Genomic DNA, 16,113 nt, shown 5'->3' with positions numbered 1-16,113 from the left:
AAGCTACGCCCGATTCCGCCCCGCGTTGAGCGTCGCGCCGCGCTGCCGGCCGCCGCCGGCGGCAACCGGGCCCCTGCTGCCCGCTATCGGGCGATCGCCCCGGCGCGGATTCCCGACGCGAGGTCGAACACCTGCCCCACCGCCCCTACCACGCAGCGCGAACGGTCGAGCCCGAGTGACTGCCGGAAGCGGTAGACCACCTCCACCCCCGTGCAGTGGGCACCAATGAGATGGCGCACGCCAAAGCCCCGCAGCTGCTCTTCGGTCCACGTCAACGTCTGCTCCGAGGCATTGAACAGGTGAATGCCGCCAATCAGGGCGTGCACCGGCGCCGGCCGCACCACGGCGCGCGCGTGCTCGATGGTATTCACGACACCGGCGTGTCCACATCCGGTGAGCACCACGAGCCCCTGCTCCGTATCGAAGATCATCGACATGTCATCGGGCACCGTATCCTCGACGAGGCGCCCGCCGATCTCCACCTTGGTCTCGAGGCGTCCCGCCGCCGCGCCGCCCCAGTTGCGCTCCGGGTATCGCCTCGGCACCGGGCCGGTCAACCAGACACCGGGCAGCACTTCGCCGGCCTGCCTGTGCACCACGAAGACGCCACCCGTGGCTTCGTACAGCGGCCGGAAGCGATTCATCGCGTTGAGATCGGCGGGTTCGCCCTCGCGCCGCCGCGGCGCGAAGATCCCCTCGGCCACATGCGCACGCCCCAACGCGTCGGCGCGCGTCGCCGCCAACTCACGGCGCAGCGGCACCAGGCCAACGGTATGGTCGCCGTGATTGTGACTCAGGATGACCTCGGGCACCGTATCGAGTGCCAACCGCAGGTCGCGCGCGTTGCGCGACACCACGTCGTCGTGCGCGCCGGTATCGAAGAGCAGGCGACGTCCGTCCACCTCCACCAGGGCGGCGAAGCCCCACTCGCCGAGCCCGCTGTCGGCGAGCATCGTGGAGAGAATGGTGATGCGCAGCTGCTGCACCTTGCGCCGCGCCGGCGTGAACGGACGCCCGGCGCCCGCAACGAGCGAGGGTGCCAAGGGGGCGGCGAGGGCCGCGAGCGTGAGCTGCCGAACGACCGAGCGACGTGATGTCATATCATGGTCTCGAAGTGTGAACCCGCCATCGTCATGCCGTCGGGAGACAACGCCCAACGCCATCCATTCTAACGCGGGTGCTGCCCCCCCCGCCTGCAGCACCCGCCCCGTGCGGGCGAGCTGCTGCCCGTCACGAATGGCCACCACGCCGTTGACGACCACGGTGCTGATGCCCACCGGGTACTGAAACGGATTGGCGAACGTGGCGCGATCGGCCACCGTGGCGGGGTCGAACACCACGGCGTCACCCGCCATGCCCACCGCCAGCCGCCCGCGATCGCGCAGGTGCACCCGATCGGCAGGACGCGCCGTCATCTTGTGAATGGCATCGGCCAGCGGCAGCGCCTGGCGTTCCCGCACGAATCGACCGAGGACCCGCGGCATGGTGCCCGCGCCACGCGGATGGGGGCTGCCACGCCGTGTGGGGCCGTCTATCGCAAAGCCGCCGCCATCACTGCACACCATGCCATAGGCATGCGCGAGCAGCTGGTCGATGTTCTCCTCGCTCATCGCGAAGCCCAACATGCCCACATCGGCCTCGTTGCGGCGCAACAGCCCCACCGCTGCCTCGTAGGGATCCGCTCCCCGAGTGCGAGCCCACGCCCCGAGACGCTGCCCTTCGGCATCACGATCGGCGGTGTTGCGCACCCGTGCGATCTGCACGTTGTCCCAGCCACCGATCATCTCCACCTTGGCCAAGGACTCGGACCTGATGCGGGGGGCGGTGCCGGGGTCGTCGAGCCGCTTGAGAAAAGCCGCGTCGCCGCCATCACGCGCCCACACCGGGAAGAGATTGGTGAGCCCCGTCTGGTAGGCTTCGTACGGGTACACGTCGAACCACGCGTCGACACCCGCCGCACGCGCCTCGCGCAGGCGCGCGAGCGAGGCATTGAGCTTGGCCCAGTTGCGGGTGCCCTGCTGCTTGAGATGCGACAGCTGCAGCGCGCAGCGAGCGCCGCGCGCCACGGCGATGGATTCGTCGATGGCTTCGAGCAGCTGATCATCTTCGTTGCGCATGTGGGTGGCGTACGGCAGCCCCCGTTGCGCCAGCGGTTGACAGAGCGCCACGAGTTCGTCCACGGTGGCGAAGGCCCCGGGGGTGTACTCGAGTCCCGAGCTGGTGCCGCAGGCGCCCTCCGAGAGCGCGCGCTCGACCATGGCCACCATGCGGGCCAGCTCATCGGTGGTGGCCCGGCGGTCGGCCTCTCCCACGACCGCTCCACGTACGCTGCCCAGACCGATCATGCTCGCCACATTGACGGCCGGCGCCATGGCCGCCACGTCGCGCTCCCAATCACTGAACGACCGGCCCACCGCGCCACTGAAGCGCGAGCTCCCGTCGGCGCCCACCACGATGGTGGTGATCCCCTGACGAATGACCGACTCGGCCCGGGGATCCTCGCGGAGGCTGCTGTCGCCATGCGAGTGGATGTCCACGAAGCCCGGCGCCACCGCCAGCCCGCGCGCATCGATCTCCTCGCGACCGCGCGCCGCCAGCCGTGGCGCCATGGCCGTGATGCGCCCTGCGCGCACGGCCACGTCCATCTCGCGGGCCGCCTCGCCCAACCCATTGAAGACCGCGCCGCCGCGCAGCACCAGATCGGGCGCCTGTCGCCCGGGCACATGCAGGAACGGCCCGACCGCGCCCATCGCGGGCACGGCGCACGCGGCCGCCGTCCCCTGCACGAGGAACGCGCGCCGGGAGAGCGGCGTCATCGCTTCGCTCCCGGGCCGAGGACGACACGGCCGGGGGTGGCCCCCGTATGCTCCCCCTCCTTCAACACCTGCACACCGTTCACGAACACGTCGCGCACACCCGTGGCGTACTGGTGCGGCTGTTCGAAGGTGGCGTTGTCCCGGATGGTCCGGGGGTCGAACACCACCACGTCGGCGTGGTACCCAGGCTTGAGCCAGCCGCGCCGTGCGATACGCAAGTTGGTGGCGGGGAGGCTCGTGAGTCGGCGAATGCCTTCCTGCAGCGTGAGCACCTGCTCGTCGCGCACGTACTTGCCCAGGAAGCGCGCAAAGGTGCCGTACGCTCGCGGGTGCGTGTTGCTCTTGAGAAACGCGCCTTCGGTAGCCATGGAGGCGGCGTCGGACCCCACACTCACCCACGGCTTGCGCAGCTGAGCGGCGATGTTGTCCTCGTTGATGATGAAGTAGATGGTGCCCACACGCGTACCATCCTTCACCACCAGATCCATGGCCGTTTCCTCGGGCGTGGTGCCGCGCAGCGCCGCCACCGCGGCCAGTGTCTTGCCGGTGTATTGCTTGAGCGAATCGGCCTTGAATCCCGCCAGCACGACACGCTCCGGCGAGCCGGCAGCCAACAGCAGGCTCTCCCACTGGTCCGTTGGCGTGCGCATTTCCTGCGCCACCTTCCGGCGAATGGCCGGGTCCCGCAATCGCTTCGCCCACGCGGCATACCCGCCCTCCTGCACCCAGGGCGGCATGGCGGCGTCGAGCCCGGTGGCACCGGCGGTGTAGGGGTAGATGTCGGCGGTGATCTCGAGCCCCGCCGCCCGTGCCGAATCGATGCGCGCCAGGACCCCCGCCATTTTCGGCCAGTTGGCCTCGCCCGCCGCCTTGAGATGATAGATCTCGGCGCGCGCGCCACTCTCTCGCGCAATGGTCATGAGCTCCTCGACCGCCTCGTCGAAGCGCCCTCCCTCGCTGCGCAGGTGCGAGATGTACATGCCCCCGTAGGGCGCGGCGGCCTTCATGAGCGCGACCAGCTCGGGGGTCTTCGCGTAGAACGCCGGCGCGTAGATGAGCGATGAGCCTACGCCCAGCGCGCCCTCTTCCATCGCCGTCCGCACATCGGCCTGCATGGCGGCCAACTCCGCCGCGGTGGGCTCACGGTTGTCCCACCCCACGTGATTGATGCGGAGGGTGGTCGCTCCCACGAACGACGCGATGTTGGTGCTGATCCCCTTCTTCACGAGGGAATCCTGATAGCCGCGCAGCGTGCGCCAGGTGATGGGGTACCGGATGTCACCCTGCTGCGACAGCATCTCCGCGCGCAGGGTATCGGAAAGCGGTCCCATCGACTCGCCCTCACCCATCACCTCGAGCGTCACGCCCTGGCGAATGTCCCCCTGACTTCGGCCGTCTTCGATGAGCGATTCGGTGGCCCAGCTGAGCATGTTGATGAAGCCAGGCGCCACGGCAAGCCCCGTGGCATCCACCTCCAGCTGCCCCTTCTCGGGCACGGTGCCCACGGCGACGATCGAGTCGCCGCGAATGGCCACGTCGGCGGTGCGCGGCGCTCCCCCCGACCCGTCGTAGACGGTGCCGCCGCGAATCACGACATCGTAAGCCGGTTTGCCGTTACACGCGGAGGCGAAGAGCAGCGTGCTGCCCAGCAGCACAGCGTGCCACGTGCGACACACGGCCGCCTGCAGCACAGAGGGGCGATGACGAGGATGCATCGAGAATCCGGGGGAATCGGGTGAAACCCATAGGTTGTGCCGTGGTGCCGGAACTTGGCGCGTCGTCGTTCCCGGCGTTAGGCTCACGATACACTCCTGCTCTGCTCCCCGTATCCCCGCGGTCGTCATGCGTACTCCAGCCGTCTCCGCTCCACGCGACGCGAGTCCGGCCCTGCTGGCCACCTGGCGCGAGGATCTTCCCGCGTCCGTGGTCGTGTTTCTCGTCGCGCTGCCGCTGTGCCTGGGGGTGGCGCTGGCCTCGGGTGCCCCGCTGCTGTCGGGCGTGGTGGCCGGCATCGTGGGGGGGATCGTCGTGGGGGCCGTGTCGGGGTCCCCACTCATGGTCAGCGGCCCGGCGGCGGGGCTGACCGCCATCGTGTTGGCCGGCATTGCGCAGGTGGGCGGCTTTCCCCGCTTTCTTCCCGCCGTCATCCTGGGCGGTGCCATCCAGGTGGCGCTTGGCGCGGCACGCGCCGGCGTGATCGGCTACTACTTCCCTTCGAGTGTCATCAAGGGGATGCTGGCCGCCATCGGGCTGACGCTCATTCTCAAGCAGATCCCGCATGCGGTAGGATACGATGCCGATTACGAGGGGGACTTCGCCTTCGTGGGTGCGTCGGGGGAGAACACCTTCGATGCCATCGGCTCGGCGTTGGCGCAGGTGCAACCCGGGGCCATCGCCGTGGCCTTCATCGGCGTGGCGCTCATGGTGTGGTGGCCGCGCTCGCCCATGCAGAAGATGCGGCTCTTCCCGGCGCCCCTCGCGGCGGTCGCGATTGGCGTGGGGCTGAATGAACTGCTGCTCGCCCTGGAACCGTCGTTTGCCATTCGCGGCACCCACCTCGTCAATCTCCCCACCTCCGGTGTTGGCGGCGTGCTGTCGCAGATCGCGCGCCCTGACTGGAGCGCGCTGCGCGACCAGCAGGTGTGGATGCTCGCCGCCACGCTTGGCATCGTGGCCAGTCTCGAGTCGCTGCTCAGCCTCGAGGCCACCAACAAGCTCGATCCGGAGAAGCGCGACGGCCCGGCGAACCGTGAACTGTTCGCGCAGGGGATCGGCAACATGCTCTCGGGGTTTCTCGGTGGCCTGCCGGTCACCGGCGTCATCGTGCGCAGCTCCGCCAACGTCGATGCCGGTGCGCGCTCGCGGCTGTCGGCCATCGCGCACGGCGTGTGGCTCATCATCGCGGTAGTGGCCTTGGCCCCGGTGCTCAACCGCATTCCGCTGGCGGCGTTGGCGGCGGTGCTGCTCGTGACGGGGTTCAAGCTCACTACGCCGTCGCTCTGGAAGAGCGCCTGGCATTTGGGATGGTCGCACTTCATTCCGTTCGCCGTCACCATCGTAGCGATCCTCTTCACCGACTTGCTGCGCGGCATCGCGGTGGGGCTGGTGGTGGGCATCGGGTTCATCGTCGCGGAGCACATGCGGCGCCCTGCCCTCACCAAGGTCAGCCCCCCGGGCGCCGTGCTCACGCGCTACGTGCTCCCCGATCAGGTCACGTTCCTCAGCAAGTCGAATCTCATGCAAACGCTCGATGCGCTACCGGCCGGCTGTCGCGTGGAGATCGATGGGCGCAAGACGACGCGCTTCGATTACGACGCGCTCGAGGCCCTGCTCGAGTTCCGCGAAACCGCCCGTTCCCGCAACATCGACTACCGGCTCGTGGGCATTCCCGAGACCGACCTTACGCCTGCCCACTGACCGGATCGACCATGGAAAACTTCCGCAAGATCATCCAGCACAACCGCGAATGGGCGGCGGCCATGAAGGCAGCCGATCCGGAGTATTTCGAGAAGCGGGCGGCGAAGCAGGAACCGCAGTTCCTGTACATCGGCTGCTCCGACAGCCGCGTCCCCGCCAACGTGGTCACCGGTACCGAGCCGGGCGAGCTCTTCGTGCACCGCAACATTGCCAACGTGGTGCTGCCGAGCGACCTCAACGCCATGAGCGTCCTGCAGTACGCTGTGGAGGTGCTCGATGTGAAGCACGTGATCATCACCGGCCACTACAACTGTGGCGGCGTGAAGGCCGCCATGGGCACCGCCAGCTACGGGCTCGTGGACCTGTGGCTGCAACCCATCCGCAATGTGGTGCGCTGGAACCGGCCGGAGCTCGAGCAGATCGAGGATGAGCAGGCACGCTTCGACCGGGTGGTGGAGCTCAACGTGCTGGAGCAGCTCTATCACCTGTCGGAGACCCCCATCGTGCAGAATGCCTGGGCCAAGGGGAAGCGCCCCCTGCTGCACGGGTTGGTGTACGACATTCACGAGGGGCTGTTGCGCGAGATCGCCACGGGCGTGGACTGTCAGGAGGCGGCCGATGCGCTGGCGCAGCGTCGTCAGTCGGGAGTGCCGGCAGGCCCGCCGCCCATTCTGGGGCGCATGTCCGCCCCCGTGCTGGCGGGTGACGAGCTGGCCGACCAGATCGCCCGGCGCGTGATGGAGCGCATGTCACGGACAGGCGCGTCCGGCAACTCCCACTAGTAGTTTTGGGGGATGCCCAAGATCCCTTCTCCGTTCAAGGCGCTCCCGATGGAGCGCCGGCAGTGGCTGGTGCTGCAGGCCCTGGCCAAGCACAAGGGCGCGAAAGCGCTGTACGCCCAACGCATTGCCGCCAAGGGCGGCGGCTTTCGTGCGTCAACCCTGGTATCGTGGCCCGCCGACAAGGTGGGCAAGGAAGCGCTCCGGCTGGGCGCGCTCACCGCGCAGGACGAACTGGAGCTGCTGCAGCTGCTCTATGTCGATCTCGAGCCGCAGTACCAGATCACGTTCCTCGACACCATGGGGGTGGCCCATGAGAACGGGGTGCTCCCCGAGGATCTCGAGGTCCCGTATGCCGATGCCGCGGCCGTGAAGACCGGCGCCGAGGCGGTGCTGGCGGCGCATGGTGATGCCGGCCGCCATTACCTACGTACGCTCGTGGTGTACAACCTCGCGGCGTGGCCGGGCTTGGATTCTATCGTGCCGGCTGAAGGCTGACGCCGCAGTACCCCGCTACTACAAACTCGAACCCGGAACCCACAACCGATCAGTTGTGAGTTCCGGGTTCGAGTTTTCAGTCGTGGGTTGGCGCCATGCTCAGCGCATCCCGAACATGCCGCCACCGCCGAAGGGGAGGCGGGGCATCCCGCCCTTCCCGCCGCCCTGCATGCCGCCCATCTTCTTCATCATCTTCTGCATTTCGCGGAACTGCTCGAGCAGGCGGTTTACCTCGTTCACCGGCCGGCCGCACCCCTTCGCGATGCGCGCGCGGCGTGATCCGTTGATGATCTCGGGCTTCTTCCGCTCCTGGGGCGTCATGGAGAGCACGATCGCCTCGATGTGTTTCATGCGCTTGGGGTCCATCTTCACGTCCTTCAGCATCTTCGAGTTCACCCCGGGCAACAGCTTGAGGAGATTCTCGAAGGGCCCCAGCTTCTGCATCTGGCGCATGGCCGACAGGAAGTCCTCGAGGTCCATGCCTTCCTTGCGGACCTTCTTCTCGAGCTTCTTGGCCTCGGTTTCGTCGAAGGCTTCCTGCGCCTTTTCCACGAGCGACACGATGTCGCCCATCTGCAGGATGCGCCCCGCCATGCGCTCGGGGTGGAACTCCTCGAGCGCGTCGGGCTTCTCGCCCACACCGATGTACTTGATGGGCTTCTTGAGCACGCCGTAGATCGACAGCGCGGCGCCACCACGGGCGTCACCGTCGAGCTTGGTGAGGATCACGCCCGTAATGTCGAGCGCCTCGTTGAAGCCCTGCGCAATTTTCACGGCTTCCTGACCGGTCATGCCGTCGGCCACGAAGAGAATCTCGTCGGGCTTGATCGCCGCCTTGAGCCGCTTGAGCTCGTCCATCATGTCGGCGTCGATCTGCAGGCGCCCGGCGGTGTCCACGATGACCACCCGGTCACGGTTGCGGGTGCCCTGCTCGATGCCCGCCCTGGCGATCTTCACCACATCCTGCGTGGTGCGGTCCGCGTAGACCGGCACGTCGAGTGCCTTGCCGAGCGTCTCGAGCTGATCGATGGCGGCCGGCCGGTACACGTCGGCCGCCACCAGGCGCGAGCTCTTGGCCTCGAGCTTGAGCTTGCGGGCCAGCTTGCCGGCGGTGGTGGTTTTTCCCGACCCCTGCAACCCGACCATCATGATGATGGTGGGGGGCACGGTGCTCATGCGCAGCCCCTCGCGCCGTTCGCCCAGCATGGCGGTGAGCTCGTCGTGCACGATCTTCACCAGCTGCTGCGCCGGCTGCACCGTCTTGAGCTGCAGCACGCCAACCGCCTGCTTCTCCACCCGCTCCAGGAACTCGCGGGTCAGGGCGAAGTTGACGTCGGCCTCGAGCAGGACACGGCGAACCTCGCGCATCCCCTCCTTGATATCGGACTCGGTCAGGACGCCTCGTCCGCGCAGCTTGGCGAAGACGTTGCCGAGTTTGTCTGTGAGCTCGTCGAACATAGAGGGGAAAGGTAATCGATCCGGAAGGCGGACGGGCCCTTGGCCGCCCCAGATGCGTTTCCGGCGCCTCCGTGACCCCGCGCACCGCTATTTTTCCCGGGGGGTGACGGAGAGGGCCACCGGTGACGCAACTTGCGTCGGAATCACGCGTTGCTCCCGTTTTTCGGCGCCCTAGATTGGCCCGCTCCTGGATCACGCTGTCACTCTTCCTGCCAGCCCGTGTCTTCACAGAACCCGCGGTACCCCGCCGTCACGATGCCTCGCGGACAGCGCAAGGAGGAGATCCTCCGTGCGGAGCTGCCGCCGTCGCTGCCGCTCATGGCCCTGCGCTCCACGATCGTCTATCCGCTGGGAACGATCGCCGTGCAAATGGGGGCAGCCGAAAACCTGGCGCTGCTGCGGGCGCACGAGGAATCGGGGCTGGTGGTGGCCCTGGTGGTGGCCTCCGGTGACGGCGACGATGCCATCGATCCGCAGCGCTTCGTGGGGCGGGTGGGGGTGGCCGCGCGTGTTCACGAACGCATCAACCTGCCCGGGGAAACGGTCCAGATCACCCTGCAGGGGCTCCGCCGCATCACGATCGAGGGCATCGATCAGGTGCAACCGTTCGCCATTGCGCAGGTGCAGGGCGCCCGCGAAACGCCCCCCGACCCCGCCGAACTCGACGAGCTGGTGGCGCGTACGGTCACCGCCGCCGAAACGCTCGCCGAGCTGGTCGACCGCATTCCCAACGAGGTGCCGCAGATCCTCAAGATGAACGTCTCCGACCCGGGACGATTCGCCGATCTCGCCGCCACGAACATGAACCTGCGCATCGCCGACAAGGAGGAGGTGCTGCAGCGCCTCGACATCGGCCAGCGCATCCGCTTCATCCTGTCGCGCCTCGAGCGCGAGGTGGCACGCGCACGCGTCATGGAGGACGTAAAGAAGCAGACGGAAATCAAGATCGAGCAGCACCAGCGCGAGTTCTACCTGCGCCAGCAGCTGCGCGCCATTCAGTCCGAGCTGGGAGAGGCGGATCCGAACGAGAAGGAGTCGGTCGACCTGCTGCGCCGCATTGACGAGGCGCACCTGCCGGAGAAGGTCGCGGCGGAGGCACGTCGCGAGACCGAACGCCTGCGCATGCTCTCGCCTGCCTCGAGCGAGTACCAGGTGCTGCGCACGTATCTGGACTGGGTGCTGGCCTTGCCGTGGCACACGCGCAGCGGCAATGACGAGGAAATCCTGCTCGCCAAGGTCGAGGAGGCGCTTGAAGAGCGGCACTACGGCCTCGATGAGGCCAAGGAGCGCATCATCGAGTACCTCGCGGTCCGCAAGCTGCGGGGCGGCGATCCCACGGGCCCCATTCTCTGTCTCGTGGGGCCACCGGGCACGGGCAAGACCTCGCTTGGCGAGGCGATCGCCAAGAGCATCGGCCGCGCCTTCTACCGCATCTCCGTGGGCGGCGTGCGTGACGAGGCGGAGATTCGCGGCCATCGTCGCACCTACGTGGGCGCCATGCCGGGCATGCTCATCCAGGCGCTCCGGCGCGTGGAGGTGCGCGATCCGGTCATCATGATCGACGAGATCGACAAGATGTCGAGCGGCGGGTCCTCCGGTGATCCCACGGCGGCGATGCTCGAGGTGCTCGATCCGTCGCAGAACACGACCTTCGTCGATCATTACCTGAATCTGCCCTTCGACCTGTCGAGCACGCTGTTCATCTGCACCGCCAATAATCTCTTCGATATTCCCGGTCCCCTGCGCGACCGCATGGAGGTCATCCGCATCGCCGGCTATACCATCGAGGAGAAGGTGGAGATCGCGCAGCGGTATCTCATCCCGTGCCTCCTCGACGACCACGGACTCACCCCGGAGGACCTGCACATCTCCGAGGCGGTCCTGGGCTTCATCACCAGTCGCTACTCACGCGAGGCGGGGCTGCGCACGTTCGAGCGCAGCATCGCCACCCTCATGCGCAAGCGGGCCCGCGCAAAGGCCGATGGCGACGAGAGCACCTGGGAGATCGGTGCCGCGCGTGCCGAGGAGCTGCTGGGCCCCCCGCGCTTCTCGCAGGAAGAGGCCGAGAAGGAGCCGGAGATCGGCGCCGTGACCGGCCTGGCGTGGACGGCCACCGGCGGTGAACTGATGACCATCGAAGCCCTGCGCATGCCGGGGGTGGGCAAGCTCACCGTGACCGGGCAGCTGGGCGATGTGATGCGGGAGTCCACCGAGGCCGCCTATTCGTTCGTTCGCTCGCGTGCCGCCACCCTCAGCATTGCCGAGTCGGAGTTCCGCGAGAGCGACATGCACCTGCACTTCCCCGCCGGTGCCGTGCCCAAGGACGGTCCGTCCGCCGGCATCGCTGTCACGCTCGCCCTGGCCAGCGCCCTGTCGAGGCGGCCAGTACGTCGCGACCTGGCCCTGACCGGCGAGGTCACGCTGCGGGGCAAGGTGCTGGAGATCGGTGGCGTGAAGGAGAAGGTGCTGGCGGCCTATCGTGCCGGGCTGCGCGAAGTCATTCTGCCCAAGGGGAACGAGAAGGACGTGCGTGATGTGCCGCAGGAGGTGCGCGAGAAGATGGCCTTCACCTTTGCCAGCACGATGGACGAGGTACTGCATCTCGCCCTGCTGCCGCACCCGACCAGGCACCCGGCCGACAAGGTGGAGAGCCGCGCCACGCCAACCGGCCGCAAGTCGCGGGCGGTACCCGCCGACTTGCGCTGACCGGTCAGCCCAGCGACTGGCCAACCACGTACAGCAGCAGTCCCACCAGGCCGCCAACCAGCGTGCCGTTGATGCGGATGAACTGCAGATCGCGACCGATCTGCAGTTCGATCTTGCGCGAGGTCGCATCGGCGTCCCACGCGGCCACCGTAGTCGCGATCAGCGCGGCCACCTCCTCGCGCGCCTGCTCCACCGAATAGGTCACGAGCTCCACCACCCAGCCATTCACCTTGTCGGCCAGGGCGGGATCGGCGAGCACCTTTTCGCCCAGCCCCGCCAGCCATCGCTCCAGCTGATCGGGCTCGGCTTCCGTTTCGGTGGCCAGCCGTTCGGCATACTGCGCCAGACGCAACTTCACGTCGCCCCACACCTCCCGTGAGAATTCGGCCACGCCGGGATGGTCGAGCAGCTCCAGCTTGATCTGCTCGGCACGGGCAATGGTCGCGGGATTCTCGCGCAGGTTCTGCACGAAGCGCTCGACGGCCTCGTCGTAGCGCTTCCGCAGCGGGTGCGCCGGATCGGCGGCCACGGCCACGAGCGTCGCCTCCACACCACTCACGATCTTGTCACCCAACCGGTTCTCCACGGCGCCCGGCACCCACCACGGGCTCTCCTGCCGGATGCGCGCACGGATCATCTCCTCGTTCTCGTCGAGGAAACGCGCCGCGAGCCGCAGGGCATCGTCGAGCAGCGTCTGATGCCGTCCGTCCGCGGTGAGCAGCTCGAACGTCTTGGCGGCCAGCGGCGCCGCCTGCAGACGGCGCAGACGGGCCACGATGCCGCGGTCCACGAGCGCCTGCACCTCGTCGTCGCGCAGCACCCCGACCGCACCGGACAGCCCATGCGCAGCGGCGCGCGCCAGTCGGCGGCTGTTCTCCGGCCGGGCCACCCACGCCGCCGCCCGCTCCCCCAGCTTCATGGCGCCCAGCTTGCTCGCCACGACTTCGCGCGTAAGGAAGTTGCGTTGCACAAAGTTGCCCAGCGCCGTCCCGATGCGATCCTTGCGCGCGGGCACGATGGCGGTGTGCGGAATGGGAATGCCCAGCGGGTGGCGAAAGAGGGCGGTCACCGCGAACCAGTCGGCAATGCCCCCCACCATGGCCGCTTCAGCGAAGGCGCGCAGATAGCCCAACCACGGATACTGCGCCTCGTACACACGGGCCGCGACGAACACCCCGGCCACCACCACCAGCATCATGGTGGCGGCCCGCTTCATCTGCGCGAGACGCACGCGACGCACTTCGTCGTCGGGGGTGATGCGCAGCGCTGCCGGCAGGGCGTCGTCGGCCGCGCGGGGCCCCAGCGGAGCAGGATTGTTCATGGGCGCGTCGTGCCCGTCCCCGGTCGGAGAGGTCAGCGGCCGCCGGCCGGGCTGTCCACCACGATGCGGGACGGATCGATGGGAGCCGAAACAGCGGCAGGAAGGTCCATGTAGAGCACTACGGGTTTTCCGTTCACCTGTTCCAAACTCAGCGTCACCGTGCGCGCGCTGCGCGTCGGCGTCGCAGCCACGTCGAAGCGACGGGTCGTACTCCCGGCGGCGAGATCCGGCTTGGGCAGCTCATAGCGCCGACGCGCCGCGTCCCCCATGGCATCCAGAAACTCCGCCGCATCCGCCGGGGAATCCCACGCGGAGGCCCAGACGAGCGCTTGTCCCTGCGCGGTACGAATGACCGCATAGCGGTCTCCGTCCACGCCGGTGGCGGCGCGCCGGGCGAGCTCATCGTCCTTGATGTGCTGCACCAGCGCCAGTCGCGTTTCGAACTCGCCGAAGGTGTTGCTGTACATCACCTCTCCCGAGCTCGGCGCCGGCAACGTGACCCGCACGGGCACGTCACGACCATTCGTCCCGCCACCGAAGTAGGCCGAGTCGCTGAGGATCTGCTTGGTGGAGACCGGCAGGTCGGTCAGGAGTTCCTTCTCCGGCCGCACGGTGACGAAGCGCCGCACGAAGTCGGCCCCGCCAAGGTAGGGAAAGAGCAACCCCTCACGCACGGCGCGTGGTGCCGACGCGAAGACCGGCATCCCGACCGAGCCCTCGCGGATCATGTCGCGAATGCGATCCCAGCCGCCCGGCTCCCTGAGCATGGGCCCGGCGTTGGCGTCGATGCGCAGCTGCATGAACACCGCCTGCCCTTCCAGCACCGCCTGCGCCGCCACCTGGCGATCGCCGTCGTCCACCCGTGCCTGGATGGAATCGATCTTCACGTACTGGTCCTGCAATGCGTGCACCAGTTCGTGCGAGACCGTCTGCTTGAGCAGCGCGTCGGGCGCCCCCTCCACCACATAGAGCACCTTGGTGGCAGGGTCGTAATACCCCACGATCTGCTCCTCCAGCAGTCGCTGCAGGAGTACGCCAAGCTGCATTGTATCGGGCACGAGGCCGAGCAGCTTGTATGCGGCCTCCTGTCCGACCACCTGGGCGCGCCCACGGTCGCTTTCGAGCTGCTTGCGCACGAACACCGCCACTTCGTCGCGCGAACGCTGCTCCACCTTGGGCGGCGTCTTGAAGGGTAGCCCCATTTCCCGCTCGATCTTGGGCACGAACTCGGCCACAAGGTCGGCATAGGGGCCCTCGCCATTCTTCGGCGTGTCGCCGCAGGCCGCGATGACGGAGGCCACCAGAACGAATGCCACCGCGCAAATGCGCGACGAACGGAGCGAATGGATCATGGGCAAGGTCAGGCAGAGAATGCGCGCTCGATGTACCAGCGGATCAGCGCATCACCCCAAAGCAAGGTGAGCATTGCACCGGGCGCAAGGAAGACGCCAAAGGGGACGTCAGGGAAAGCGAATTCCTCACCGCGTCGACTCGCGCGCAGCTTCACGATGGGTCCCACGATCAGCAGGAACGTGACGGCCCCCACGAAGGCGCCCGCGACGATGGTGAGCAGCGAGCGTTCGGCGCCCACGGCCGCCCCCACCACCGCCATGAGGGTCGTGTCCCCGAACCCCATGGCCTCGCGCTTCATGATCACCTCGGCCAGCCACCCGATGATCGTGATGGCGCCGGCACCGACACAGGCGCCAAGGATTGCCGGCCAGGGCGAGACGAAGTGCGAGGACTCGCCCACGAAGAAGTTGGCGAAGGCGAAGAGCAGCATGAGCAGCAGCCCCGAGACGGTGAACCCGTCGGGGATGAGGTAATGCTTGGCGTCGGTGACGGCGATCCCCAGGAGCAGCGTGGCGAAGGTGGCCACCCGCACGGCTTCGAGCGTGACCCCGACGTGGTACACCGCCGCCACCCACACCAGCCCCACGATCACTTCGATCAGCGGGTACTGGACGGAGATGGGCAACGCACAGCCGCCACATTTGCCGCGCAGGAGCAGCCAGCTGAGTACGGGGATGTTCTCGAACCAGCGGATCTGCCGTTCGCAGCGCGGGCACCGCGACCGCGGACGCACCACGCTCAGTTCGAGCGGCCAGCGCGCAATGCACACGTTGAGGAACGACCCGAGGCAGGCCCCCACCACGAAGACCGGGAGCAGCACCAGCAGCAGCTCCGTGAGTGGGAACAGCGCGAGCGCGGGGGCGCTGAAGAGACCGCCGAGGGCGGCCGAATCAGCAACGGCGGGGGCGAACGGGGGCGATCCTTGCATGCCGTCAAGACGACCGAGCGGCCGGCTGCGCCACGCCGAGTGCGTAGAGCACGATGGCCGCAGCGGCCGCCACGTTGAACGATTCCACCGTTTTGGCCATGGGAATGCGCAGCCGGCGTTCGACCGCGGCCGCCACGTGAGGGGACACCCCCGCCCCCTCGTTGCTCACCACCAGCGCCAGCCGTTCGGGGAGTGCGCCGGCCGCCACCTCGGGAAGCGGATCCCCCTCGAGGTCCGCAGCCCAGAGCGCAACCCGGTGCTGCGCAAGGAAGGCCGCCAGTTCGTTCCACTCCATGGTGGCCACGGGATGATGAAAGAGCGCGCCCATGCTGCTGCGCACGACCTTGGCGTTCCAGAAATCGACGGTGCCGGGCAGGGCGATGGTCGCGGTGACCCCAAGCGCGGCAGCGGTACGCACCACCGTGCCCACGTTGCCCGGATCCTGCAGGGCGTCGAGCACCAGGTAGCGCGCGCCGGCGTTTGGGGCGAGGGAGGCCGCCGAGGGGATGTCGGCCACCGCCAGCACCCCCTGCGGCGCGTCGGTGTCGCTGGCACTGGCCAGCTCGTCCCCCGTCACCACCTGCACCGGCACCCCGCGCGTTTCCGCCTGCTGCAGCAGCGCCAATCCACGTGCCTGCCCTGGCAGCGCATCGGTGACCAGCAGGCCGGTTACCGTGAGCGGGGAGGCGAGCAGCGCCTCCACCGTACGCACGCCTTCGGCCACGAACCGGTGCTGCCGTTCGCGGCCCTTCCGACGCTGCAGGTCACGGGCGAGTGTGAGTAGCTTCACCAAAATGGGGACAACGCGCGGAGTTCGCGGGTAGTAAGTCACGGATG

11 protein-coding genes are annotated in these 16,113 nt (G+C 68.0%); 4 read left to right on the top strand and 7 right to left on the bottom strand.

The features are described from left to right. Positions 1-83: 83 nt before the first annotated feature. Positions 84-2,816, bottom strand: coding sequence for an amidohydrolase family protein (locus O9271_RS02435; protein WP_298265863.1), 2,733 nt, complete (start codon positions 2,814-2,816; stop codon positions 84-86). Next, positions 2,813-4,531: a D-aminoacylase gene (locus tag O9271_RS02430; RefSeq protein WP_298265861.1), complete on the bottom strand. Its 1,719-nt coding sequence runs from the start codon at positions 4,529-4,531 to the stop codon at positions 2,813-2,815. The genes O9271_RS02435 and O9271_RS02430 overlap by 4 nt, the downstream gene beginning before the upstream one ends. A gap of 127 nt (positions 4,532-4,658) precedes the next feature. On the opposite strand from O9271_RS02430, the gene O9271_RS02425 reads away from it, so the two are divergent. Genes O9271_RS02425 through O9271_RS02415 form a run of 3 tightly spaced genes read left to right on the top strand, consistent with a single transcriptional unit; the run spans position 4,659 to position 7,510 of the window. Continuing rightward, on the top strand, positions 4,659-6,233 hold the full coding sequence (locus O9271_RS02425) for a SulP family inorganic anion transporter (RefSeq protein WP_298265859.1): 1,575 nt from the start codon (positions 4,659-4,661) through the stop codon (positions 6,231-6,233). 11 nt (positions 6,234-6,244) lie between these two features. Continuing rightward, positions 6,245-7,015 (top strand): carbonic anhydrase, encoded by a 771-nt coding sequence (locus O9271_RS02420; RefSeq protein ID WP_298265857.1) that lies wholly within the window; start codon positions 6,245-6,247, stop codon positions 7,013-7,015. 12 nt (positions 7,016-7,027) lie between these two features. Beyond that, on the top strand, positions 7,028-7,510 hold the full coding sequence (locus O9271_RS02415) for a hypothetical protein (protein WP_298265856.1): 483 nt from the start codon (positions 7,028-7,030) through the stop codon (positions 7,508-7,510). Positions 7,511-7,609: 99 nt separating this feature from the next. Here the strand turns inward: O9271_RS02415 and ffh are convergent, their stop codons facing one another. Then, positions 7,610-8,968 (bottom strand): signal recognition particle protein, encoded by a 1,359-nt coding sequence (ffh, locus tag O9271_RS02410; RefSeq protein WP_298265854.1) that lies wholly within the window; start codon positions 8,966-8,968, stop codon positions 7,610-7,612. 255 nt (positions 8,969-9,223) lie between these two features. Between ffh and lon the strand changes: the two genes are divergently transcribed. Further along, complete coding sequence (gene lon / locus O9271_RS02405; RefSeq protein WP_298265852.1) at positions 9,224-11,674, top strand: endopeptidase La; 2,451 nt, start codon at positions 9,224-9,226, stop codon at positions 11,672-11,674. A gap of 4 nt (positions 11,675-11,678) precedes the next feature. Here lon and O9271_RS02400 read toward each other — a convergent pair whose 3' ends face one another. Genes O9271_RS02400 through O9271_RS02385 form a run of 4 tightly spaced genes read right to left on the bottom strand, consistent with a single transcriptional unit; the run spans position 11,679 to position 16,066 of the window. Further along, complete coding sequence (locus O9271_RS02400; protein ID WP_298265850.1) at positions 11,679-12,995, bottom strand: DUF445 domain-containing protein; 1,317 nt, start codon at positions 12,993-12,995, stop codon at positions 11,679-11,681. 32 nt (positions 12,996-13,027) lie between these two features. After that, positions 13,028-14,347 (bottom strand): hypothetical protein, encoded by a 1,320-nt coding sequence (locus O9271_RS02395; protein WP_298265848.1) that lies wholly within the window; start codon positions 14,345-14,347, stop codon positions 13,028-13,030. A gap of 8 nt (positions 14,348-14,355) precedes the next feature. Continuing rightward, positions 14,356-15,276, bottom strand: coding sequence for an A24 family peptidase (locus O9271_RS02390; RefSeq protein ID WP_298265845.1), 921 nt, complete (start codon positions 15,274-15,276; stop codon positions 14,356-14,358). A 4-nt stretch (positions 15,277-15,280) separates the two neighbouring features. Then, positions 15,281-16,066: an RNA methyltransferase gene (locus O9271_RS02385; RefSeq protein WP_298265843.1), complete on the bottom strand. Its 786-nt coding sequence runs from the start codon at positions 16,064-16,066 to the stop codon at positions 15,281-15,283. Positions 16,067-16,113 lie beyond the last annotated feature (47 nt).

Source organism: Gemmatimonas sp., assembly GCF_027531815.1.
GTDB lineage: Bacteria > Gemmatimonadota > Gemmatimonadetes > Gemmatimonadales > Gemmatimonadaceae > Gemmatimonas.
Note: the sequence above shows the minus strand (reverse complement) of the source record. Positions and strands in the feature narration are given on the sequence as shown.

Coding starts and splice junctions, on each gene's coding strand:
- O9271_RS02435 (WP_298265863.1), bottom strand. CDS start 2,816: ATGACGCCGCTCTCCCGGCGCGCGTTCCTCGTGCAGGGGACGGCGGCC.
- O9271_RS02430 (WP_298265861.1), bottom strand. CDS start 4,531: ATGCATCCTCGTCATCGCCCCTCTGTGCTGCAGGCGGCCGTGTGTCGC.
- O9271_RS02425 (WP_298265859.1), top strand. CDS start 4,659: ATGCGTACTCCAGCCGTCTCCGCTCCACGCGACGCGAGTCCGGCCCTG.
- O9271_RS02420 (WP_298265857.1), top strand. CDS start 6,245: ATGGAAAACTTCCGCAAGATCATCCAGCACAACCGCGAATGGGCGGCG.
- O9271_RS02415 (WP_298265856.1), top strand. CDS start 7,028: ATGCCCAAGATCCCTTCTCCGTTCAAGGCGCTCCCGATGGAGCGCCGG.
- ffh (WP_298265854.1), bottom strand. CDS start 8,968: ATGTTCGACGAGCTCACAGACAAACTCGGCAACGTCTTCGCCAAGCTG.
- lon (WP_298265852.1), top strand. CDS start 9,224: ATGCCTCGCGGACAGCGCAAGGAGGAGATCCTCCGTGCGGAGCTGCCG.
- O9271_RS02400 (WP_298265850.1), bottom strand. CDS start 12,995: ATGAACAATCCTGCTCCGCTGGGGCCCCGCGCGGCCGACGACGCCCTG.
- O9271_RS02395 (WP_298265848.1), bottom strand. CDS start 14,347: ATGATCCATTCGCTCCGTTCGTCGCGCATTTGCGCGGTGGCATTCGTT.
- O9271_RS02390 (WP_298265845.1), bottom strand. CDS start 15,276: ATGCAAGGATCGCCCCCGTTCGCCCCCGCCGTTGCTGATTCGGCCGCC.